The 20,610-nt window shown below is 68.4% G+C and carries 24 protein-coding genes; 13 read left to right on the top strand and 11 right to left on the bottom strand.

All coding sequences use genetic code 11. The features are described from left to right. Positions 1 to 14 precede the first annotated feature (14 nt). Positions 15 to 671 (bottom strand): response regulator transcription factor, encoded by a 657-nt coding sequence (locus tag AB5I40_RS35065; RefSeq protein WP_370934461.1) that lies wholly within the window; start codon positions 669 to 671, stop codon positions 15 to 17. Positions 672 to 713: 42 nt separating this feature from the next. Continuing rightward, positions 714 to 1,922: a sensor histidine kinase gene (locus tag AB5I40_RS35060; protein ID WP_370934460.1), complete on the bottom strand. Its 1,209-nt coding sequence runs from the start codon at positions 1,920 to 1,922 to the stop codon at positions 714 to 716. Between the two features lie 146 nt (positions 1,923 to 2,068). On the opposite strand from AB5I40_RS35060, the gene AB5I40_RS35055 reads away from it, so the two are divergent. The 5 genes from AB5I40_RS35055 to AB5I40_RS35035 all read left to right on the top strand — a co-directional run bounded on the left by AB5I40_RS35055 (position 2,069) and on the right by AB5I40_RS35035 (position 6,439). Beyond that, positions 2,069 to 2,575: a hypothetical protein gene (locus AB5I40_RS35055; protein ID WP_370934459.1), complete on the top strand. Its 507-nt coding sequence runs from the start codon at positions 2,069 to 2,071 to the stop codon at positions 2,573 to 2,575. After that, entirely contained in the window at positions 2,572 to 3,621 is a 1,050-nt protein-coding gene (locus tag AB5I40_RS35050; RefSeq protein WP_370934458.1) for a peptidoglycan-binding protein, read from the top strand. Before AB5I40_RS35055 ends, AB5I40_RS35050 begins: the two co-directional genes overlap by 4 nt. Next, positions 3,618 to 4,316, top strand: coding sequence for an ABC transporter ATP-binding protein (locus AB5I40_RS35045; protein ID WP_370934457.1), 699 nt, complete (start codon positions 3,618 to 3,620; stop codon positions 4,314 to 4,316). The genes AB5I40_RS35050 and AB5I40_RS35045 overlap by 4 nt, the downstream gene beginning before the upstream one ends. Then, positions 4,313 to 5,530 (top strand): ABC transporter permease, encoded by a 1,218-nt coding sequence (locus AB5I40_RS35040; RefSeq protein ID WP_370934456.1) that lies wholly within the window; start codon positions 4,313 to 4,315, stop codon positions 5,528 to 5,530. Before AB5I40_RS35045 ends, AB5I40_RS35040 begins: the two co-directional genes overlap by 4 nt. Positions 5,531 to 5,800: 270 nt before the next feature. Next, positions 5,801 to 6,439 (top strand): response regulator transcription factor, encoded by a 639-nt coding sequence (locus AB5I40_RS35035; protein WP_370934455.1) that lies wholly within the window; start codon positions 5,801 to 5,803, stop codon positions 6,437 to 6,439. A 5-nt stretch (positions 6,440 to 6,444) separates the two neighbouring features. On the opposite strand, the gene AB5I40_RS35030 is transcribed toward AB5I40_RS35035, so the two are convergent. Further along, entirely contained in the window at positions 6,445 to 7,068 is a 624-nt protein-coding gene (locus AB5I40_RS35030) for a LuxR C-terminal-related transcriptional regulator (protein WP_370934454.1), read from the bottom strand. A 148-nt stretch (positions 7,069 to 7,216) separates the two neighbouring features. On the opposite strand from AB5I40_RS35030, the gene AB5I40_RS35025 reads away from it, so the two are divergent. The 3 genes from AB5I40_RS35025 to AB5I40_RS35015 all read left to right on the top strand — a co-directional run bounded on the left by AB5I40_RS35025 (position 7,217) and on the right by AB5I40_RS35015 (position 9,414). Then, the gene (locus AB5I40_RS35025) at positions 7,217 to 7,792 is read left to right on the top strand and encodes a TetR family transcriptional regulator (protein WP_370934453.1); all 576 of its coding nucleotides are present in this window, start codon (positions 7,217 to 7,219) and stop codon (positions 7,790 to 7,792) included. A gap of 177 nt (positions 7,793 to 7,969) precedes the next feature. Beyond that, positions 7,970 to 8,683 carry an ABC transporter ATP-binding protein gene (locus AB5I40_RS35020; RefSeq protein ID WP_370934452.1) on the top strand — a complete coding sequence of 238 codons (714 nt, stop codon included), beginning with the start codon at positions 7,970 to 7,972 and terminating at the stop codon, positions 8,681 to 8,683. Then, positions 8,680 to 9,414 carry an ABC transporter permease gene (locus AB5I40_RS35015; RefSeq protein ID WP_370934451.1) on the top strand — a complete coding sequence of 245 codons (735 nt, stop codon included), beginning with the start codon at positions 8,680 to 8,682 and terminating at the stop codon, positions 9,412 to 9,414. Before AB5I40_RS35020 ends, AB5I40_RS35015 begins: the two co-directional genes overlap by 4 nt. On the opposite strand, the gene AB5I40_RS35010 is transcribed toward AB5I40_RS35015, so the two are convergent. The 3 genes from AB5I40_RS35010 to AB5I40_RS35000 are packed head-to-tail and all read right to left on the bottom strand — an operon-like array spanning position 9,411 to position 12,046. Beyond that, positions 9,411 to 9,980 carry a hypothetical protein gene (locus AB5I40_RS35010; RefSeq protein WP_370934450.1) on the bottom strand — a complete coding sequence of 190 codons (570 nt, stop codon included), beginning with the start codon at positions 9,978 to 9,980 and terminating at the stop codon, positions 9,411 to 9,413. The genes AB5I40_RS35015 and AB5I40_RS35010 overlap by 4 nt on opposite strands. Continuing rightward, complete coding sequence (locus AB5I40_RS35005; protein ID WP_370934449.1) at positions 9,977 to 10,510, bottom strand: hypothetical protein; 534 nt, start codon at positions 10,508 to 10,510, stop codon at positions 9,977 to 9,979. The genes AB5I40_RS35010 and AB5I40_RS35005 overlap by 4 nt, the downstream gene beginning before the upstream one ends. Positions 10,511 to 10,570: 60 nt before the next feature. Then, the gene (locus AB5I40_RS35000; RefSeq protein ID WP_370934448.1) at positions 10,571 to 12,046 is read right to left on the bottom strand and encodes a flavin-containing monooxygenase; all 1,476 of its coding nucleotides are present in this window, start codon (positions 12,044 to 12,046) and stop codon (positions 10,571 to 10,573) included. A gap of 80 nt (positions 12,047 to 12,126) precedes the next feature. On the opposite strand from AB5I40_RS35000, the gene AB5I40_RS34995 reads away from it, so the two are divergent. Beyond that, positions 12,127 to 12,768, top strand: a complete 642-nt coding sequence (locus tag AB5I40_RS34995; protein ID WP_116201039.1) for a TetR/AcrR family transcriptional regulator — start codon at positions 12,127 to 12,129, stop codon at positions 12,766 to 12,768. 37 nt (positions 12,769 to 12,805) lie between these two features. Here the strand turns inward: AB5I40_RS34995 and AB5I40_RS34990 are convergent, their stop codons facing one another. From AB5I40_RS34990 to AB5I40_RS34975, 4 genes are all read right to left on the bottom strand, one after another. Further along, complete coding sequence (locus AB5I40_RS34990) at positions 12,806 to 13,267, bottom strand: GNAT family N-acetyltransferase (RefSeq protein ID WP_370934447.1); 462 nt, start codon at positions 13,265 to 13,267, stop codon at positions 12,806 to 12,808. Between the two features lie 84 nt (positions 13,268 to 13,351). Next, positions 13,352 to 14,929, bottom strand: a complete 1,578-nt coding sequence (locus AB5I40_RS34985) for an ABC-F family ATP-binding cassette domain-containing protein (protein WP_370934446.1) — start codon at positions 14,927 to 14,929, stop codon at positions 13,352 to 13,354. Between the two features lie 158 nt (positions 14,930 to 15,087). Next, positions 15,088 to 15,735 carry a class I SAM-dependent methyltransferase gene (locus AB5I40_RS34980; protein WP_370934445.1) on the bottom strand — a complete coding sequence of 216 codons (648 nt, stop codon included), beginning with the start codon at positions 15,733 to 15,735 and terminating at the stop codon, positions 15,088 to 15,090. A gap of 40 nt (positions 15,736 to 15,775) precedes the next feature. Continuing rightward, a complete protein-coding gene (locus tag AB5I40_RS34975; RefSeq protein ID WP_370934444.1) occupies positions 15,776 to 16,339 on the bottom strand; it encodes a trans-aconitate 2-methyltransferase in 564 nt (187 codons plus the stop codon). An 88-nt stretch (positions 16,340 to 16,427) separates the two neighbouring features. Between AB5I40_RS34975 and AB5I40_RS34970 the strand changes: the two genes are divergently transcribed. Beyond that, entirely contained in the window at positions 16,428 to 17,006 is a 579-nt protein-coding gene (locus AB5I40_RS34970) for a helix-turn-helix domain-containing protein (RefSeq protein WP_370934443.1), read from the top strand. Here AB5I40_RS34970 and AB5I40_RS34965 read toward each other — a convergent pair. After that, on the bottom strand, positions 16,996 to 17,958 hold the full coding sequence (locus tag AB5I40_RS34965; RefSeq protein ID WP_370934442.1) for a sigma-70 family RNA polymerase sigma factor: 963 nt from the start codon (positions 17,956 to 17,958) through the stop codon (positions 16,996 to 16,998). The two genes, AB5I40_RS34970 and AB5I40_RS34965, sit on opposite strands and share 11 nt — an antisense overlap. 62 nt (positions 17,959 to 18,020) lie before the next feature. Here AB5I40_RS34965 and AB5I40_RS34960 point away from each other — a divergent pair, with 62 nt between their 5' ends. From AB5I40_RS34960 to trpA, 3 genes are all read left to right on the top strand, one after another. After that, on the top strand, positions 18,021 to 18,638 hold the full coding sequence (locus AB5I40_RS34960; protein WP_370934441.1) for a maleylpyruvate isomerase family mycothiol-dependent enzyme: 618 nt from the start codon (positions 18,021 to 18,023) through the stop codon (positions 18,636 to 18,638). A gap of 63 nt (positions 18,639 to 18,701) precedes the next feature. Continuing rightward, positions 18,702 to 19,865: a tryptophan synthase subunit beta gene (gene trpB / locus AB5I40_RS34955; RefSeq protein WP_370934440.1), complete on the top strand. Its 1,164-nt coding sequence runs from the start codon at positions 18,702 to 18,704 to the stop codon at positions 19,863 to 19,865. Then, a complete protein-coding gene (gene trpA, locus AB5I40_RS34950; protein ID WP_370934439.1) occupies positions 19,862 to 20,575 on the top strand; it encodes a tryptophan synthase subunit alpha in 714 nt (237 codons plus the stop codon). The genes trpB and trpA overlap by 4 nt, the downstream gene beginning before the upstream one ends. Positions 20,576 to 20,610 lie beyond the last annotated feature (35 nt).

The raw sequence follows: 20,610 nt of genomic DNA, 5'->3' as shown, positions 1-20,610 counted from the left end.
GATTTGGGACTGAATCAGGCCAGCCGATACCCAGCCCCCGCGACCGTCTCGATCACCGGCGGCAACCCGAGTTTCCGGCGCAACGTCATCACCGTGACCCGCACCGTGTTCGTGAACGGATCGGCGTGCTCGTCCCACGCCTTCTCCAGCAACTGCTCCGCACTCACCACCGTCCCGTCCGCGCGCATCAGGACCTCCAGCACCGCGAACTCCTTGGGCGACAACGGCAAGAACCGGCCGTCGCGGGACGCCTGATGCCTCGGCAGATCCAGCACCAGCCCAGCCGCCTCCAGCACCGGCGGCAACGCCGGACGCGCGCGGCGAGCCAGCGCGTGCACCCGGGCGACCAATTCCGCGAACACGAACGGTTTGGTCAGGTAATCGTCCGCGCCGAGGTTCAGACCATCGATGCGATCGGTGACGTCGGCGGCGGAGGTGAGCATGATGACCCGGGTCTCGCCGCCCGCGTCGACGATCGCCGCGCACACCTGGTCGCCGTGGACGGTCGGCAGGTCCCGGTCGAGGACGACGACGTCGTAGGCGTGCACGGCGACCCGTTCGAGCGCCTCGCCGCCGTCGTAGCAGACGTCCACCGCCATCGAATGGCGGCGCAGCCCCTCGGCAATCGAATCAGCCAGGAGCGGCTCGTCCTCGACAATCAGTACCCGCATTCGATCATCATGCCTTGAATGGCGATAAAGAGGAGATAAGGATCAGGCAGGCAGGTATACGTCGACGGTCAGCCCGCCGTTCGGGTTGGCCCGCGCCGATACATCACCGTCGTGTGCGCGGGCGACGGAACGCACGATCGACAACCCCAGCCCGGAGTGGTCAGCCGCACCGGTGCGATCCGGTTTTCCCCGTCGAAACGGCTCGAACAAGCCCGGCACTGCGCCCTCGTCCACATTGGACCCGGAGTTCCGCACACTCAACGCGGGCGTCGCACCAATCGTCACCGACACCCAGCCATCCGGAACGTTGTAGCTGATCGCATTGCTCACCAGATTCAGCACCAACCGTTCGAGCAGCACCGCATCGCCGATCACCGTCCGCGCGCGCAGTCGGGTTTCCACCGTCACGCCAGCTTCCTTCGCCTGCGCGGCAGTGAGTTTCACGACCGAACGGACCACTTTGTCCAGTCGCACTGGTGCCCGAGCACTGAGGCCGCGATCGCTGCGGGCAAGCACCAGCAGTCCCTCGATCAGCCGTTCGCTGCGTTCGTTTGTCTGCAACAGATGCGCACCAAGTTTGGTCAACACCGGCCCAGCATCGGGGTTCTCCAGCGCGACCTCGATCAGCGTGCGCTGCACCGCGAGCGGCGTCCGTAACTCGTGCGAAGCGTTGGCCACAAACCGTTTCTGGCTGTCGAACGAACCGGCTAGACGGTCCAGCATGCTGTCAAAAGTATCGGCGAGTTCTTTCAGTTCGTCACGCGGGCCGTCGAGGTTGATCCGTTGATCGAGCTTTCCCGCTTCGAGGCGCCGCGCGGTCGAGGTGATGGTGTGCAGGGGTCGCAGCGCGCGTCCGGCCATGAACCAGCCGAACAGCAATGCCAGCGCCGCCGTCACCACCAGCGCGATCGCCGACGCGAGGACCAAAGTGGACATTGTCGAACTGCGGTAATCGGTGAGCACGGCCGTGGCCACCCGCTCAGCCGAAGCCGAAGCGGCATCCGCTGGGATCGCGCTGAAAGTCGCGTCGGCAGGAAGCGCGTCGGCGGACATCGCCTGGCCCAGTTTCAGCGACACTCCGTCGCCGAGATACTGCGCGGGCGCGGGCAGTTCGTTGCTGACGACGACATAGGTGACCACCACCAGCACGATTCCGGCCAGCAGGAAGAACCCGCCGTACAGCGCGGTCAGCCGGGTCCGCACGGACAGCCGCAGCGGGCCCCGGCGCGCGTCGGCGTTCTTCTCGGCCAAGGATCCTCCCAGGTCGTCGCTGCCGACAGTCTGTCGGATCCGGGCATAAGGAGAGGATAAACAAGATCGCTTAACGGGCCTGTATCGCCGCGTCGGTACTACTTGGCCACCGGCGGGAACCACCCGCTCGAGCGAAGGAGAATCGGATGCGGAAAGCACGTCTGGCGGCCGTCGGGGCCGGACTGGCACTGGCGCTGCTCACCGGGTGTTCGTCCGGGGACACCGCGCTGCAGGTGCCGTCGATCTCCAGCCCGAAGGCGAGTTCGGACCCGGGGGCCGCAGCTGGGAAAGCCGATCCCGCGGCGGACCGGGACGCGATGCGCAACTACGCGAAATGCATGCGCGAACACGGCGTCGACACGCCGGATCCGGGCGAGAACGAAGCACCGACTATCAGCTTCTCCAACGACCCCAAAACCACGGCGGCACTCGACGCCTGCAAGAAGCTGCTGCCGGGCGGCGGAGTGCCGAAGAAACTGACGCCGGAGGAAATGGACAAGGCCCGCAAGGACGCCAAATGCATGCGCGAGCACGGCGTCGACATGCCGGACCCCGACGCGGAAGGCGGGGCGCGGGCGCTGCCGATGAAGGACGACGGGACCAAATTCGAGGAAGCGCTCAAGGCGTGCGGAATGGGAATGGCCGGAAAGTGACCAGGAAAAGAGCACGCTGGATCATCGCCGCGGGAGCGACTGTCGTTGTGGTCGGCACGACTTCGGCGGTAGTACTGACGCATGTCGCCTCCGGCGGCGAACCGGCCGCGGCGGCGAAACCGGTGGCGACCGCCGAAGTGGCCAAATCGGACTTGAAGGAAGAGGAGAACGCGACCGGGAAACTTGGCTACGGCAAGGAATCCACGCTGAGCGGCAAGAAGAACGGCACACTGACCTGGCTGCCCTCGCGCGGCGATGTACTCGGCCGCGGCAAGACGGCGTACACAGTGGACGCCAAGCCGGTGCCGCTGTTTTACGGAAATCTGCCGTTCTATCGCGTGCTGAACGACGGCGTCGACAAGGGACCGGACGTCAAGGAGTTTGAGGAGAACCTGAAAGCGTTGGGCTACAGCGGTTTCGGCACTCCTGACGAGAAGTTCACCTCAGCGACCGCGACAGCGCTCAAGCGGTGGCAGAAGTCGCTCGGCCTGGAACAGACCGGGTCCTTCGATCCCGCCGACGTCCTGCTGGCTCCCGGCGAGATCCGGGTGTCGGCGGTGACCGGGCAACTCGGCGGGCCGGGCGCGGGCGAGATCTTCAAGTACACCGGGACGGCACGCGTCGTGGAAGCCGAACTGGACGCGACCAAGCAGAGCGTCGCGGTCAAGGACGCGAAGGTGTCGGTCTCGCTCAACGGCCGCACGCTGACCGGCACCGTCACCGACGTCGGCAACACCGCCGCGGAGGACAAAGAGAACGGCAAGGCCAAGGTCACCGTCCAGATCCGGATGGACGACCCGGCCGCCACCGGCGACGTCATCGACGTTCCGGTCTCCGTGCGGTTCACCAAGCAGGTCCACCAGGACGTGCTGGTGGTCCCGGTCGGAGCGCTGGTCGCGCTCGCCGAGGGCGGGTACGCGGTCGAGATCGACGAGCAGGGCAAGCGGCGGCTGGTCGGCGTCGAGACCGGGCTGTTCAGCAATGGTCAGGTCGAGATCAAGGCCGCTGGTCTGCACGCGGGCCAAAAGGTGGTGACCACGTCATGATCCCCGTGCTGGCCGCGTATCGGGTATCGCGCACCTACGGCGGGAACGTGCCCGCGCTGCGGAATGTCTCGCTGTCCTTTTCGGATGGCGAGATGGTCGCGATCGTCGGGCCGTCCGGCTCGGGCAAATCCACGCTGCTGCAACTGATGGGCACTCTCGACCGGCCGACCGAAGGCCGCATCGAAATTCGCGGGCACGACGTCGCGCAGCTGTCCGACCGCAAACTCGCCGCGCTGCGCTCGCGGTGGATCGGATTCGTCTTCCAGCAGTTCTTCCTCGACGACGGCGAGACCGCGGTGGGCAATGTGTGCAGCGGCCTGCTGTACAGCGGAGTCCCGAAGCGGAAACGGCGCGCAAGAGCACTCGAGGCGCTCGACCGGGTCGGGCTCGGCCATCGCGCCGGGCACCTGCCGGGCGAACTCTCCGGCGGCGAACGCCAACGGGTCGCGATCGCGCGCGCGGTCGTGAACACGCCGCCGATCCTGCTCGCCGACGAACCCACCGGGAACCTCGACACCGGCAACGGCGCGGCGGTGCTGTCGCTGCTCGCGGAGCTCAACGCCGCGGGCACCACGGTCGTGCTCATCACGCACGACCGGGAGATCGCCGCCGGAATGCCCCGCCGGATCGAGATCCTCGACGGAGAACTGCGCCTCGACACCGGCGCGGCCGATCTCGCGGGAGCAGCACAATGACCGCGCCAGCGCCAACGCCTGCGCCGCCCAGCCCGAACCGGCTCGGTCCCGCCGATCTGCTTTCCCTTGGCGCACACGGCATGCGCACCCGTCCGCTGCGCGCGATGCTGTCCGCGCTCGGCATCGCCATCGGCGTCGCGGCGATGGTCGCGGTACTCGCCATCCCGGCGTCGGCAGACCAAGCGTTGCAGAACAAACTCGCCGCGATGGGCACCAACCTGCTCCGCGCCGAAGCCGGTCAGACGCTCATGGGCGGATCGGCGAAGCTCCCGGACTCGGCGGTACCGATGGTGCGGCGGATCGCGCCGGTCGAGGGAGCGGTGGAGGTCGGCAAGGTCAACGCCAAGGTGTACCGCAACGACCGCGTCGGCAAGGACGATTCGGCGGGCGTCTCGGTGTTCGCCGCGCGGCCGGATCTGCTGCCGGTGCTCGGCGGGAAGCTCCGGACGGGGACGTTCCTCAGCCCGGCGAACCAGCGGTTCCCGGCCGTCGTGCTCGGCTCGGAAGCGGCGTCGCGGCTGGGGATCGACCACCTCGACCCGGCCCGGCCGCCGCAGATCCTGATCGGCTCGGCGTGGTTCAGCGTCGTCGGGATTCTCGCCCCGATGCCGCTCGCGCCGGAGGTCGAACGTTCGGTGCTGATCGGCTGGGACGTCGCCAAGCAGGTCTTCGGCTTCGACGGCCACCCCAGCACGGTGTACCTGCGCGCGCGGGAATCCCAGGTCAACGCGGTGCGCTCGGTGCTCGCCGCGACGATCAACCCGGCCGCGGCGAACGAGGTCGCGGTCGACCGGCCGTCCGACGCGCTCGCCGCGCAGCAGCTGACGAAGAACACCTACGGCGCGCTGTTCCTCGGCCTCGGCGGGGTGGCGCTGCTGGTCGGCGGCGTCGGCGTGGCGAACACGATGGTGATCTCAGTGCTGGAACGCCGGCGCGAGATCGGGCTGCGCCGCGCGCTCGGCGCGACCCGAGGCCAGATCCGAGGGCAGTTCCTCGCCGAATCGGTGCTGCTGTCCGGACTGGGCGGGCTGGTCGGAGTGGTGCTCGGGGTCGGCGCGACGGCGGGCTACGCGCTCAGCCAGAGCTGGCCCGCGGTGCTGCCGCCGGTCGCGCTCGCCGGCGGGGTGGCGGTCTCGGCCGCGGTCGGCGCGATCGCCGGGGCGTATCCGGCGATGCGGGCCGCGCGGCTTCCTCCCGCGCAGGCCCTCGCTTGAGCGCTCAGGGCAGCCCGCACGACCGCGTGAACGCCACCCGGTCGTGCGGGCAAATATAGACACTGGACTCCCGTCTAGTGCTATGGTGCAACTACGGTTACAAGTACTAACGTTCGATTAAGTTCTTAACTAGCGCTAGCCGCCGGGGTACCGCAGGCACTACCGCGGCCCGGCAGCGCGGGGGATCGATGTCGCGCGCCGAATCGCGGATCCTCGGCGGAGGCGGAGGACGCGGCGCTGCCGCCGGGAACGACTGGTCTGTGAGCTGACATGAGCGCATTGCCCGAACGAGTGGCGATCATCGCCAACGACCCGATCAGCGGCGAGGGCGCCGCCGCCTACCTGCGCGGCACGCCCCGTTATGCCGTGATGGCCGCCGGCGAGGTCCCGCGCGCGGACGTCCTGCTCGTGATCGTGCCGGAGGTCCGCGAGAAAACCCTGCTCGACCTCGCACGGATCCGCCGGGCGGCGCTCGCGCCGGACGTGCGCGCGGTGCTGGTCGCGGACCGGATCGACCAGGCCGAGCTGAGCAGGCTCGGCGGCTTCGGCCTGTCCGCCGTGCTGTACCGCGGTTCCGCGACGCGCGAGAAGATCCTCGATGCGCTGGCCGCCCGGGTGCCGGCGGCGGAACCGGAGGAAGTCCGCGCGACGAGGCTGACGAACGAGTTCCGCGCCAGCGAGGGCGAGGCCCGCTATCCGCGGGGTTTCCTCGACCGGCACCGGCTGCAGAGCCGCGAGGTGGAAATCCTCGGCCTGCTCGCGGACGGTTTCGGCACGGTCGAAATCGCCGACCGGATGTCGTATTCGGAGCGGACGATCAAGAACATCATCAGCACCCTGCTGGTGCGGTTCGATCTGCGGAACCGTTCGCACGCGGTCGCGTACGCGCTGCGAACCGGCATCATCTGAACGCTTCAGATCGCGCCGTTGCGGAGCGCGTAGGCGACCGCGTGCGTCCGGTTGCGCAGCTCCAGCCGCTGCGACAGATCGTGGATCACCTTCTTCACCGCGCGCTCGGAGAAGTTGATTTTCTCCGCGGTTTCGGCGGTGTCGAGGCCGTCGGCCAGCAGGCGCAGCACGTCGATTTCCCGCTGCGTCAAACCGGAACTGTGCTTCGGCCGCGGATCCATCGGACGGCGGCAATGGCTGAGCAGCGTCCCCAGCGCCGCCGGGGGCAGGATTCCGCCGCCGCGAGAAGCGGTCAGCACCGCGGCGGCCAGCTGCTCGCTCGACGTGCGCTCGCGGTTCAGCAGGGCGACCACGTTGCACTCCACCGCCGTCAGCACCGCCGCGCCCACGGTCTCCTCGTCGACGAGCAGGACCACCGGAGCGTCCACAGTGGCCTTCAGCCCGCGCAACGCGGACGTCGCCTCCACCGACAACAGCTCGGCCGCGACGATGATGACGTCCACCTCGTCGGTGACCACGGAAAACTCGGCTCTCGCCTGCAGCCAGCTCCGGATCCCCGTCTCGGTAAGCGGATCCGAAGCTTGAATCAGCACCCGGACCGTTTCCTCGTGCACCGCCGCCCCGTTCATCGCACTCTCCCCCTGCCGCCGGTCCTCCCGGATTGCCGAATTTAGGGCCCCGGCGGGACGACCGGCGATCCCGCGCGGGGTAAAGGTCAGGTACAGCCAGCTGTACCGCCCATGGTCCCGCGATACTGGGGAGGACGAAAGGACGCCGATGGCACGGACGGGACGCCGCCCCGGGCAGACCGAAACGCGGGAGGCCATTCTGGCCGCCGCGCGGGACCTGTTCGGCCGGAACGGGTACGAGGGCGCGACGATCCGCGCGATCGCCGCCGAGGCGGGTGTGAATCCCGCGCTCGTGCACCATTTCTTCGGCAGCAAGGACCAGGTTTTCGCGACCGCGCTGCACCTCCCGGTCGACCCCGGCGTCGTGGTGGCCGCGATCCTCGACGGCCCGCGCTCCGACGTCGGCGAACGCCTCGTGCGGCTGTTCCTGACCCTCTGGGAAACCCCGGTCTCGCGCGACGGGTTCTTCGGCGTGCTGCGGTCGGTCTCCACCACCGAACAGGCCGCGGACATGCTGCGCGGCTTCATCCAGGGTGCGCTGCTGGACAAGATCGCCGGCGCCCTCGACATCCCGCCGCTGCGGGTCACCGGCATCGCCGCGCAGCTGGTCGGGCTCGCGATGGTCCGCTATGTCATCCAGGTCGATCCGCTCGCCCGCGCCAGCCATGACGAGGTTCTCGCGTTGATCGCGCCCGCCGTGCAGCAATACATCGACCGGCCCTAGGTCCCGCCCGCCCCAATGTGGCATTGGGTGCGCTCAACGCACCGAACGCCACATTGGGTGCGTCAGATGCACCCAATGCCACATTGGGGCGCTTCCCAGCCACGCGCCCGACTCCGCCTTCGAGCGGTGCCCGCCCCGCGCTTGACAGGGAAATTCCGCGCGCGCAGAATTAACCGCATGATTAATTCCGCGGTGGTCATCGACGGTCTGCGGGTCGTCCGGGGTGGCCGGGATGTGCTGCGCGACGTGAGTTTCCGCGTCGAGGCCGGGTCGGTCACCGGGCTGCTCGGGCCGAGCGGCTGCGGGAAAACCACGCTGATGCGCGCGGTCGTCGGCGTGCAGGTGACCCACGGCGGCGCGGTCACGGTGCTCGGCGAACCCGCCGGAAGCCGTCGGCTGCGCAAGCGGATCGGGTATGCCACGCAGACGCCCGCCGTCTACGCCGACCTCACCGTCACCGAATCCCTGCGCTACTTCGCCTCCGTGCTGGGCGCGCCGTCGCGTTCGGTGGCCGACGCGATCGAACAGGTCGGCCTCGGTTCGCACGCCGACGCTTTGGTCGGCCGGCTCTCCGGCGGTCAGCGCAGCCGGGCCAGCCTCGCCGTCGCACTGCTCGGCAAACCCGAACTGCTCGTGCTCGACGAGCCGACCGTCGGGCTGGATCCGTTGCTGCGCGAGCATTTGTGGAACCTTTTCCACCGGCTCGCCGCTGAAGGCACCACGCTTCTCGTATCCAGCCACGTCATGGACGAAGCAGCCCGCTGCACCCGGTTGCTGCTGATGCGCGACGGCGCGCTGCTCGCCGACGATTCGCCGGACGCCCTGCGCGCGGCCACCGGCGAACAAGACCTCGAACGCGCGTTCCTGCACCTGGTGAAGGCTCAGCGATGACTGTCTCGATCACTCTCGCCACCACCCGCCGGATTCTCGCCCAGCTGCGGCACGATCCGCGCACCGTCGTGATGCTCGTTCTCGTGCCGACACTGCTGATGTTGTTGCTGCGCTTCGTGTTCAACTCGGCCGAGATGTTCAGCCGGATCGCGCCCGCGCTGCTCGGCGTGTTCCCGTTCGTCATCATGTTCCTGATCGCCTCGATCACCACCCTGCGCGAGCGCACCGCGGGCACCCTGGAACGGCTGATGACGATGCCGCTCGGGAAATTCGACCTGCTCGCCGGGTACGCGCTGGCGTTCGGGCTGGTCGCGGTACTGCAGGTGGCGGTCGCGACGGCGGTCAGCCTGTGGTGGCTCGGGCTGACGGTCTCCGGTTCGGTGTGGTCGCTGCTGCTGATCACCGTGCTCGACGCGTTGCTCGGCATGGCGCTGGGCCTGTTCGTGAGCGCGTTCGCGACGAGCGAGTTCCAGGCCGTGCAGTTCATGCCGCTGTTCGTGTTGCCGCAAGCGTTGCTGTGCGGGCTTTTCCAGCCGCGCGACGAGATGGGCTGGGTGCTGCATTGGATCTCGGACGTGATGCCGCTGTCTTACGCCGTCGAAGCGCTAACCCAGGTGACGCGCAGCGCGGAGTGGACGATGCCGTTGACCCGCAACATCCTTATCGTGCTGGGATGCGCGGTGCTGGCGCTGGCTCTTGGGGCGGCGACGCTGCGCCGTCGTACGCCTTAGAGCCGCCGAGCCGCCGCCTCGTAAGCCGCTCGGTTGCGGTTGAGCCATTTCGCGAAGTACTGATCGGACTGGGCGTAGACGTATCCGGGCGGGACGAACAAAACGGCGAACACCGCGAAGGTGCCGAGCCCGATGATCGCCAGCTTCAGCACGGCGTCCGGCGGGTTGCTGGACATAAAGGACAGTCCACATACGACAGCGGCGAGGAGTCCCATTCCCGCCGCGGCGGAGAAAGCCCCGCGCAGATTCCCCGGCGTACGACCGGCGGGCGGATGCGAACCCGGGTTCAACGCACGTTCGGTCGCGGGCCTGCCGCGCCAGATCAGAACTCCGCCGAGCCACAGCACCGCGAAGAAAACGCCGCCGCCCGCCAGACTGAAACCTCCGGCAGCGGAGTGGGCCAGCACTCCGACCAGGAGCCCGCTGACGCCGAAAAGCCCGGCGAGGCTGGCCGTCATCACCCGGTAGACCCGACGGGTGGTGACGATCGCCTGCAGCCGGACGGTGTAATCACGCAGCCGTTGTTCCGGCGTGTCCGCGACCGCGCGGACCTGGTACCCGCTCACGGCTTCCGGACGAAACCGGCCGCGCGGAGCCGGTCGGTCTCGCGGACGTCGATGCTCGTGCGGACCCCGTTCGTCACGGTGACGTCGCCGTTCAGCACCCCGAGCGCGATGATCACGAAGCCGAGCGTACGGATCAGCATCGCCCAACCCGCCTTCCAGAGCCCGATCCGGCCGCCGTCGCGGAGCCGGACGAGGCGGATCCCGTTGCACAGCGCGCCGAGGCCGCGGCCGTTGCCGTAGAACCAGCCGTACAGCAGCGGCAGCACAAACAGCCCCGCGATCCCGATCACGCTCGCCCCGACCGCGGCGTCGACGCTGTAGGACTTGAAGTAGTACGCCACCGCCGCGGCCACCGACAGGCCGGTGACCAGGAGGAAGTCGACCAGCCAGGCCCAGATCGTGGAAGCGGTCCGCGCCTCGACGTACAGGTCGCCGTTCTCGAACGCACGAATCCGCGCCGCCGCGCCCTTGCCGAGGACGGGTTCGGCCTGCGTGCGGAGGCGGGCCATGACGTCTTGCTCAGTCTTCACGCCAACCTCGACGCCGATCGGGGGCCGGAGGTTCCCTTGACCGGCGCACATCACCCGGGCTTACGCGAAGCTGTAATCCTCCAACGGGAACCGCGCCGCCTCCCGGTGCGCACTGATCGTCGACGTCGGACGCAGCAGGGTCGCCTCGCCGTGCTGGTTGAAGTAGTAGCTGTTGGCCGTCGCGCACTGGCCGAGCGCGAACACCGAATGCCCGACCTTGTGCTTCATTCGGTCAAGGAACTCGTCGTTCGCCCGCTGAGTCACCTCGAACACGTCCGAGCCGCGAGCGCGCATCCCCTTGAACAACCGGTCGATGTGCTTCATCTGGCATTCGATGGTCGTGAAATACGACAGGCCGCTGTAGGAGTACGGGCTGTTGAGCGAAACCAGGTTCGGGAACCCGGGCACGGTCACGCCCTCGTACGCCTGGAACCGGTTATCCCGCCACCATTTCCCGAGGTTCTTGCCGTCGCGCCCGATGATCTCGATCGCCGGGAAGTTCACGTCCCACAGGTTGAAGCCGGTGGCCAGCACGAGCGTGTCGATCTCGGTGCGCTTGCCGTCCGCGGTGACGATCCCGGTCTCGTCGATCCGCTCGATGCTGGTGGTCTCCAGGTGCACGTGCGGGCGGGTGAAGGCCGGGAAGTAGTCGTTGGAGAACGTCGGCCGCTTGCAGCCGAAGGAGTAGTCCGGCGTCAGTTTGCGGCGCAGTTCGGGGTCGCGGACCTGGCGGTACAGATGGGCGCGGCACCAGCGTTCGGCGATCCGGTTGGCGCCGCGGAACTGCCGGTACTGCACGACGCCGGAGATCATCATCAGCTCCAGCACCGAACTGCCCGCCAACCGCACCGCGCGCTGCACCAGCGGCAGCTTCGCGAACGCCTGCTGCAGCGGCTTCGGCACCGCGTAGTCCGGTTTCGGGCTGACCCAGATCGGCGTGCGCTGGTAGACGGTCAGGTCCGCGGCGACCTTGGCGATCTCCGGGATGAGTTGGACGGCCGTCGCGCCGGTGCCGATCACCGCGGCGCGCTTGCCGGCGAGGTCGTAGCTGTCGTCCCACTTGGTGGTGTGGATGACCTTGCCCGCGAACTTCTCGATGCCCTCGATGTCCGGCATCTTCGGCTGCGACAGGAAGCCGGTGGCGGTGAGCAGGTACTTCGCGGTGACCGTCTCGCCGCCTTCGATGCTGACCCGCCAGCTGGACCCGTCCCAGGTCGCGCCGGTCACCACCGTGCCGAAGCGCATCGAGGAGCGCAGGCCGTACTTGTCCGCGACGTGCTCGGCGTACTTCTTCAGCTCCGCGCCCGGGGCGAACAGCCGCGACCAGTACGGATTGGGCTCGAACGAGTACGAGTAGGTGGACGACGGGATGTCGACGGCCAGTCCCGGGTACCGGTTGACGTGCCAGGTCCCGCCGAGGTCGTCCTCGCGGTCGAGAATCAGCAGGTCGCGGTAGCCGAGGCGGCGGAGCTGGATGGCCGCCCCCATGCCGCCGAAGCCCGCGCCGACGATGACTGCGTCGTACTGCGCGTCCATGTCCGACCTCTCATCCGGAACTACCTGTCAGTAACGGAACGGTATGTCACTTTGCTGGGCTTGGCAATACACTGCAGTGCGTGACAGCCCAGGAGAGCGCCCGCACCACCCGAGCCGAGCGCAAGAAGCAGGAACTGCGCCGCGAGATCATCGACGCGGCCTTCGACTGCTTCGCCGACCTCGGCTACCACGCCACCGGCATCTCCGACATCGCCACGAAGCTCGGCATCGGGCACGGCACCTTCTACCGCTACTTCCAGAACAAGCGGGACATCGTCGACCACGTCATCGACGACCTGGTCGCCCGCATCGTCACCGCGCTCACCGCGGAGAACGCGCCGGACGCGGTGTCCACTTTGGACGCCTACCGCGAGCAGACCGCCCGGATCGGCGACGCGCTCGCGCAGATCTTCGGCGAGGACCCGCGCGTCCCGCGACTGCTGCTGTTCGAAGCCGCCGGTATCGACAAAGCGATGGCGGCCCGGGTGCTGGACTTCTTCGAGCTGGCCACCGAACTGACTGCGGCGTACCTGTCACACGGCGTGGAACTCGGGTACCTGCGCGCGGACCTCGACGTCGACAACAGCGCGCGGGCGATCAACGGGATGATCCTGGCGTCGGCGATCGCCTCGCTACGCAACCCGGACCCCGACGAACAGCGCCGGTTGAGCGAGGCCGTGCGGCGGATGATGTACGACGGGATCGCGGCCAGGCGAGAGTGATGCCGGGTTGCGGGCAACGTCAACGCTGACAGCGGGTTCAGATCTGGCGCGACAGGTAGGTGCTGTTCGGGTCGTCCCGGTAACTGCCGAACGGTGCGCATGGGGCGAAGCCCGCTCGGAGGTACAACGCGCGGGCCGGGGCGAAGAAAACCATGCTTCCGGTTTCCAAGGAGATGCGCTCGATGCCGCGGTCTTTCGCGTCCTGGAACAGGAGGTCGAGGAGCGTGCGAGCGATGCCTTGCCCGCGTCGCGCCGGGTCGGTGCGCATGCTTTTCAGTTCCTCGTGCCGGGGTTCCAGCGCCACGAGGGCGGCGGTGGCGACGATGCGGTCGTCGTCCTTGACGGTCCAGAGCCGGATGTGCGGACGCTGGAGCGCGGCCAGGTCGAGGGCGTGACGGCTCTCGGCGGGAGCGGTGGGGACCAGGTCGTCCAGGTGGGCCTGCAGGAAGGCGTGGAGCTGCGGGTCCGCGAAATCGGCTCGGTTGATCAGCAGCGGCATGGTGTCGAGCCTGCCCCGCGGATGTTTCGCGGTTGTTGCCGTCCAGTGTGGCGTTGAGCGCACCCAACGCCACACTGGAGCGGTCTACAGCGCCAATCGCGGCCAGGAAGCCGTGTCGCGCAATAACTGCCGGTCGTGCGTGGCCACTACCACCGCGGCCGGGGTCTCCTGCAGGGCGGCCGTCAGCTCGTCGACCAGCGTCGCGGACAGGTGGTTCGTCGGCTCGTCCAGCAACAGGACCTGCGGACGCGCGGCCAGCACCAGTGCCAGATCCAGCCGCCGCCGGGCTCCGGTCGACAGTTCGGCGATCGGCCGGTGACGGTCGTAGCCGCTGAGCAAGCCGAGGTCGGTGCCTGGGAACCGTTTCTCAAGCAACTCGGCGGCGGTGCGGCGCGCGGGAAGGTCGGATTCCTGGCCCAGCCAGCCGATCCGTACCGACCTCGCGTGCGTGACCGTGCCCGACGTCGGCTCCAGCGCCCCGGCCAGCACCGTCAGCAACGTCGACTTCCCAGCTCCATTAGGGCCGGTGACGACGAGCCGGTCCGCGCCGCCGAGGGTCAGATCGACCGGATCGTCCAGCCGTCCCGCGACGGTCACACCGGCGGCCCGCAGCGCGACGGCTCCCTGGTGCTGCGGCAATTCCGGCATGACGAACCGTGCCGGTGGCGGCGGGACAGCCACCACGTGCGCGTTCAGGTCCTCCTGCCGACGGTGGACAGCGCGGACCAAGCCGGGTGCCCGGGTCGCACGGGTGTGCTTGCCGTGGCCCTTTTCCGGACGCCAGTTGTCGCGCAATCGGTTCTGTGCGGCGGAAAGGTCCTCCGCGAGCCGCTGTCGTTCCGCGAGTTGGCCGGCGTGCAGCGCCTCCCAGCGGGCCCGCTCGGCTTGCCGGGCCTCGACATACGCCGAGTAACCGCCGCCATAGCCGCGCGGACGGCCGTCGCTCGACGGGTCGAGGTCCAGCACCGACGTCGCGACATCGGCGAGCAACGCACGATCATGGCTCACCAGCACCACCACGCCCGGGTACGCGCGCAATTGCTCGGTGAGGTGCGCGAGACCGGAGGCATCGAGGTGGTTGGTCGGTTCGTCCAGCAGCAGCACGGAATGTCCCGCGCCGAGCAGACACGCCAGTCGTACTCGATGCCGTTGCCCGACGGAGAGTGTCCCGAGTGGACGGTTTCGATCGTCGACCGCGTTCAGTGCGGCCAGCGAAACTTCGACCCGCCGGTCCGCGTCCCAGGCGTCGAGAGCTTCGGCGTCCGAGAGCGCTGCGGCAAACGCATCGTCCGCGCCGGGTTGTCCTTCGGCGAGCGCGGACGTCGCGGCTTCCAAGCGGGCCAGCGCACTCCGTACCGCAGCCAATTCCAGGTCGATCAGATCGCCGACGGTTTCGTTTTCTCCCAACGGAATCTGCTGATCGGCAACACCGAGCGTGCCCGAGCGACGGGCCTCGCCGTGGTCGACCGGCTGAGTCCCGGCCAGCACGCGCAACAGGGTGGTCTTGCCACGCCCGTTCTCGCCGACAACGGCGACCCGGTCGCCGGCCGCCGCGACCAGATCGACCCCGGCGAGCACCGGACGGCCGCCGAAGCTGACGTGGACGTCGGACAGGCGAACGTGCGCCGTGCGCACGAGCGCAGGCGAAAGCGGAGATGTCATGAGGAAATGCCTCCGAAGAAACGTGAGGAACAGCAAGGACGAGGGCCGGTGCCGCGAACGCGCGCGGACCGGTGGAGGCGGTAGTCCCTCAGAGGTAGAACTGGTGCTGTATCACGATGGCCAGGATAAAGATCTTCCCGGCGGCACGCATCCGAATTTCAGCGCGTGCGGGCTCGGGCCGCCAGCACGATCGGGAGCGGAGTGCCGCTCTCGGCGAACCGGTCGAGAGTCAGACCGGCGTCGAGGAACCCGTTCAGCAGTTCGGGCAGCGGCCAGTGCGTCGCACCGACTTTGTCGCGAATTCCCTGATCGGTCCACGATTCCTTGGTCCAGTGCCCGTCGAGATAACCAGGGCGGACGACCACCGCGGCCGGATCGCCGCGGTCGGCGAATCCGCCGCAGAAGCACGGATGGACGCCGACGTGCACGAACACTCCGCCCGGCCGCAGCACCCTGGCCACCTCGCGCAGCACGGCGAAATACGCGGGCATGTCGGTGTGCACCAGCACGGCGACCACCGCGGCGACACTGCGGTCCCGAACCGGCAACCGCGCGGCGTCAGCCTGCGCGATCGGCAGCCGGGCGCGAGCATGCCGCAGCATCCCGCCGGACAGGTCAACGCCGATCGGCGTCCACCCCAGCTCCCGCACCAGGTCCGCGTGTACGCCAGTGCCGCAGCCAAGCTCCAGGCACACGCCGCTGCCGGTGCCGAGAAGTTCCCGCAACGCCTCGGCACCGGGGTTCACCGGCTGGGCGCGAAGGAATTCCTCCTCGTACCAATCCGCGATCTCGTCATAGGCCGCCACCACTCCAGTGCACTACCGAACCGCTCGCCGCCGCCACCGATTACGCGCTCGGCGAAGAAACCTTGCGGGCACAGAGAATCGTGTCGTGCAATTCCCCGCCCGGAACCTTCCTCGTCCGGCTCTCCGCGACCGTGATCGCCCATTGCGCAGCATCCAGCCCCACGTCGTGGACAGTGATCGTCGACTCCGGCGGATGCATCTCCCCGTGATGATGCCCGACGACCAGCAACGTCCCGCCCGGCGCGACCCACTCCGCCAACCGCTCGAACAGCGGACCAGCAGCGTGCACGTAATGGGTCGTGACGAGGTCGAACTGGCCTTCCGGGGACCAGTTCAGCAGGTCAGCACGCACCCACTCGACCGCGCTCGACCGTTCGCGCGCGTGCCGCAGCACCTCCTCCGACAGGTCGACCGCCGTCACCTGCCACCCGTTCTCAGCCAGCCAGACCGCCTCGTTGCCTTCCCCGCAGCCAGCGTCCAACGCGCGCCCGGGCGGAAGTTTCCCCGCCTCCTCGACCAGCTGCGGATGCGGTCCGAGCTGCGCGTGCCCGGCGGCGCCTGCCCAGTGTTCGTCCCAATAAGACTGATCGAATGCGTGCGGCACAAGGAGTTCCTTTCCTGATTCCCCTGCCAGCTTGCAAACCCTCCGACAAGACTGGCAAGCAATCTTGCCAATCTGTCAAACTCGGAAGATGGACGACGACCGTGCGCTGGACGCAGTAGGCCCGAGGCTGCGCGAACTGCGCCGGAAACGGGAGGTCACACTGGCCGAACTCGCCGCACAGACCGGCATCGCGGCCAGCACGCTGTCCCGCCTGGAATCCGGCAACCGGCGGCCCACCCTGGAACAGCTGCTGCCGCTGGCCCGCGCACACGGCGTAACCCTCGACGAACTGGTCGACGCCCCGCAAACCGGCGACCCGCGCATCCACCTCCGCCCGATCAGCTGCGCCGACGGCATGACGATCCTGCCGTTGACGCGCCGCCCGGGCGGGATCCAGGCGTACAAATTCATCCTTCCCGGGCAACGGAAACCGCAAGAACCGGATCCCAAAACGCATGAGGGTTACGAGTGGACTTATGTCCTCAATGGACAGTTAAGGCTGGTTCTCGGTGAGCACGATATGACGCTTTCACCGGGCGAGGCAGCGGAATTCGACACCCGAGTGCCGCATTGGTTCGGTGCGGCGTCGGTGGAGCCGGTGGAGTATTTGTGTTTGATCGGACGGCAGGGCCAGCGTGCGCATGTGCGGGCGGCGCCTAAGGCTTGACCGAGGCAGGCAGTCCGAAGGCCGGGAAATGCTCGGCGCCGAGGAACGACGTGAGGTCGCAGATCCGGTCGCCGCGCACGGTCAGGACGGTGATCGACCACGCCTCGTGCGCGGCGGTCGCCGAACCGCCGAGGTAGAACGCGACCGCGGGCTGGGCGTTCGCGCTGGTCAGCCGGAACCGCCAGCTCGGGCATCGCGTCATCGGCACCTGATAGGCGAACTCCACCACGGCGGTGCGGCCGCGGTACCAATGCGGCAGCGGAGGCATCGACCAGGTGACGTCCTCGGTCAGCAGGCGCACCAGGGCGTCGACATCGCCGCTGGTGAGAGCGGTTGCGAAGCCGGTCACCAGTTCTTGGAGGCGAGCATCGCCAAGCGTGCGGAGGGTTTGTTGCTGAGTGCGCGCGGGGACGTGCGCCGAGATGGTCCGGCGGGCGCGGGCCAGGGCGGAGTTCACCGAGGTCACCGATGTCTCCATCATCGTGGCGATCTCGGCGGCGGAGAACCCGAGGACGTCGAACAGCAGGAGCGCCGCCCGTTGATTGCCCGGCAGGTGGCGGCACGCGGCGACGAAAGCCAACTCGACCGCCTCGCGTTCTTCGTAGCTGGCCGCGGGGAAATCGGGACACGGACCCAGCCAGGCCACGTCGGTGCGCGGAGCTTCGAGCACGACCTGCTCGCTCGACGGGCCAAGGTCGATCGGCAGTGCGCGGCGGCCGCGCTGCTCAATGAGATTCAGGCAGGTGCGCGTCGCGACTGTGTACAGCCAGGTGCGCAGCGCGCTGCGGCCCTCGAACCCGGGCAGCCCGCGCCACGCTCGCAGCAGAGCCTCCTGCACGGCGTCGTCGGCATCGTGGATCGAGCCGAGCATTCGGTAACAGTGCGCACGCAGTTCCGCACGCAACGGGGCCACCGCACGGGTGAACTCGGCTTCGGAAGAAAATTCCCCCACGACCGACGATTCTGCCGCATCCAGCCGGTCTCACCTGGCAACCACGACCGAGGAGATCCGGAATGACCACTACCTGGCCGCAGATCCACGCCGAACGCTCCGCGCTGGCTGACGACCTCGCCGAACTGTCCGACGACCGATGGAGCACGCCTTCGCTGTGCGCCGGGCTCTCCGTCCGCGAGGTGCTGGCCCACCTCACCGCGGGCGCGTCGCTCACGCCGTTGCGCTGGATGGCGGGCGTGCTCCGCTGCCGGTTCGACTTCGATCGGCAGGTCGCGATGCGATTGGCCGAGCACCTCGGTGCCAGCCCGGCCGACACGCTGGCCCGCTTCCGCCGGGTCGTCGCCAGCACGACCAAACCGCCGTTGCCGGTCGTCGCGATGCTGGGCGAGATCGTCGTGCACGGCGAGGACATCCGCCGCCCGCTCGGGATCCGCCGTGAACACCCAAGAGACATCCTCACCACGGTGGCCCGCTACTACCTCGGCTCCGACCTCGTCGTGCTCGCCAAAGGACGCGTCCAAGGCCTCCGTCTCGAGGCGACCGACAGTGACTTTTCCGGCGGCTCGGGACCACTCGTGACCGGGCCGACGCTCGCGCTGATCATGGCGATGACCGGCCGTTCCCGGTTCCTCGACGACATGGACGGCGACGGCGTCGAGGTCCTGCGGCAGCGCTGAGCCCCTTGCGCTCCGCCATCAAGAGTTCTATAACAGCGGAGACAGTTATAGAACTCTAAGGAGATGCCCATGCGCACCCCGACCCAGAAAGGACGCTTCGGGGAGTACGGCGGGCGCTGGGTGCCGGAATCCCTGGTGCCCGCCTGCCTCGAAGTCGCCGACGCGTTCGAGAAAGCCTGGGTCGACCCCGGCTTCCGCGAGCAGCTCCAGACGATGCTCGCCCGGCACGTCGGCCGGCCCACGCCGCTGACGCCCGCCGAGCGGTTGTCCGCCGAACTCGGCGTCAGCGTCGTGCTCAAGCGGGAAGACCTCACGCACACCGGATCGCACAAGATCAACAACGCGGTCGGCCAGGCGCTGCTCGCGCGGCGGATGGGCAAGCAGCGGCTGATCGCCGAGACCGGGGCCGGGATGCACGGCGTCGCGACGGCCACCGCGGGCGCGCTGCTCGACCTTCCGGTCACGGTGTTCATGGGCGAGCAGGACGTCGAACGCCAGTCGCACAACGTGTTCCGCATGCGCTACCTCGGCGCGGAGGTCGTACCGGTCCGCAGCGGCAGCCGGACGCTCAAAGACGCGACCAGCGAGGCGATGCGGCATTGGGTCAGCTCGACCGAGGAAGCGCACTACTGCCTCGGCTCGGTCGTCGGGCCGCATCCGTATCCGTGGATGGTGCGGGAATTCCAGCGCGTGATCGGCGACGAAGCCCGCGAGCAGTACGCGGCGACTCCGGATTTCGTCGTCGCGTGCGTCGGCGGCGGGTCCAACGCGGCGGGCACCTTCGCGGGATTCGCCGACACCAGCGCGCGGCTGGTCGGGGTGGAGGCGATCGGCGGATCGGGCGCGACGTTTGGCCAAGCCGGGGTCCTGCACGGTTCGCGGTCGCTGTTCCTGCAGGACGAGCACGGACAGATCCTCGAAGCCCACTCGATCGCGGCTGGCCTCGACTACCCGGGCGTCGGACCGGAACACGCGCACCTGCGCGATCTCGGCCGGGCCCAGTACGTCGCGGTCAACGACGAAGCAGCAGTCGCCGCGGCCTCGCAATTGGCTCGCACCGAGGGAATCATCCCGGCGCTCGAATCCGCGCACGCGCTCGCCTGGGTGGCCGAAGCCGCTGGTACGCCGGATCTTCCGGCGGGCTCGACGGTGCTGCTCACCCTGTCCGGCCGCGGCGACAAGGACATCGCCACGCTCATCGCCCGCTCCGAGGAGTCCCGCGCATGAAAACCGACCGCAAAATCTTGATGCCGTATATCACCGGCGGAGTTACTCCACAGTGGACTGACTATCTCCCGGCGATGGCCGAAGCCGGTGCGGACGCGATCGAAGTCGGCATCCCGTTCTCCGACCCGACTTTGGACGGCGTGACCATTCAGGAGGCTTCGAACGTCTCGCTCGCCAACGGAACGACTCCGCAGAGCGTCCTCAATGAACTGTCAGAGACCACAGTGGACGTTCCGATCATAGTGAGCACTTACGCCAACCTGGCCGTCCGCAAGGGTTTCTGCGCTGACCTGAAAGCAGCCGGAGTCGAGGGCCTGATCGTGCCGGATCTTCCGCTAGAGGAAATGCCCGCGATCGAGGAGGGAATCGACCTGGCACTCCTGGTCTCCCCCGCGACCCCACCCGAGCGGGCACAAGAGATCGTCGCGCGGAGCCGAGGTTTCGTTTACGCCGTCTCGTCCATGAGCACCACCGGCGAACGCGACCACCTGCCCGCCTCCGCGATCGACCTCGCCACCCGACTGAAGGACGCTACCGGCCTGCCGGTCCTCGTCGGCTTCGGCATCTCCCAACCCGCGCACGCCGCCGAGGCCGCGCGGGTGGCCGACGGCGTGATCGTCGGCGCGGCGATCATGCGCCGGGTGCTCGACGGCGCTGGTCCGGCGCGGGTCGGCGAGTACGTCGCGACCCTGCGCGCCGCGCTGGACTAGAATCCGCTGGTCAAGCCAGACTGGACCAGAACGGA

The sequence above is a fragment of the Amycolatopsis sp. cg13 genome (assembly GCF_041346965.1).
GTDB lineage: Bacteria > Actinomycetota > Actinomycetes > Mycobacteriales > Pseudonocardiaceae > Amycolatopsis.
This window is presented reverse-complemented; position numbering and strand designations above follow the sequence as displayed.

Bases quoted from the DNA above. Each gene is read 5' to 3' on its own strand.
- trpB (WP_370934440.1), top strand. From the start codon at position 18,702: ATGCCCATGCGCACCCCGACCCAGAAAGGACGCTTCGGGGAGTACGGC.
- AB5I40_RS35040 (WP_370934456.1), top strand. From the start codon at position 4,313: ATGACCGCGCCAGCGCCAACGCCTGCGCCGCCCAGCCCGAACCGGCTC.
- AB5I40_RS35055 (WP_370934459.1), top strand. From the start codon at position 2,069: ATGCGGAAAGCACGTCTGGCGGCCGTCGGGGCCGGACTGGCACTGGCG.
- AB5I40_RS34990 (WP_370934447.1), bottom strand. From the start codon at position 13,267: ATGCCGCTGCTGATCAACCGAGCCGATTTCGCGGACCCGCAGCTCCAC.
- AB5I40_RS35030 (WP_370934454.1), bottom strand. From the start codon at position 7,068: ATGAACGGGGCGGCGGTGCACGAGGAAACGGTCCGGGTGCTGATTCAA.
- AB5I40_RS34960 (WP_370934441.1), top strand. From the start codon at position 18,021: ATGACCACTACCTGGCCGCAGATCCACGCCGAACGCTCCGCGCTGGCT.
- AB5I40_RS35065 (WP_370934461.1), bottom strand. From the start codon at position 671: ATGCGGGTACTGATTGTCGAGGACGAGCCGCTCCTGGCTGATTCGATT.
- trpA (WP_370934439.1), top strand. From the start codon at position 19,862: ATGAAAACCGACCGCAAAATCTTGATGCCGTATATCACCGGCGGAGTT.
- AB5I40_RS35025 (WP_370934453.1), top strand. From the start codon at position 7,217: ATGGCACGGACGGGACGCCGCCCCGGGCAGACCGAAACGCGGGAGGCC.
- AB5I40_RS35020 (WP_370934452.1), top strand. From the start codon at position 7,970: ATGATTAATTCCGCGGTGGTCATCGACGGTCTGCGGGTCGTCCGGGGT.
- AB5I40_RS34985 (WP_370934446.1), bottom strand. From the start codon at position 14,929: ATGACATCTCCGCTTTCGCCTGCGCTCGTGCGCACGGCGCACGTTCGC.
- AB5I40_RS35000 (WP_370934448.1), bottom strand. From the start codon at position 12,046: ATGGACGCGCAGTACGACGCAGTCATCGTCGGCGCGGGCTTCGGCGGC.
- AB5I40_RS35045 (WP_370934457.1), top strand. From the start codon at position 3,618: ATGATCCCCGTGCTGGCCGCGTATCGGGTATCGCGCACCTACGGCGGG.
- AB5I40_RS35015 (WP_370934451.1), top strand. From the start codon at position 8,680: ATGACTGTCTCGATCACTCTCGCCACCACCCGCCGGATTCTCGCCCAG.
- AB5I40_RS34970 (WP_370934443.1), top strand. From the start codon at position 16,428: ATGGACGACGACCGTGCGCTGGACGCAGTAGGCCCGAGGCTGCGCGAA.
- AB5I40_RS35035 (WP_370934455.1), top strand. From the start codon at position 5,801: ATGAGCGCATTGCCCGAACGAGTGGCGATCATCGCCAACGACCCGATC.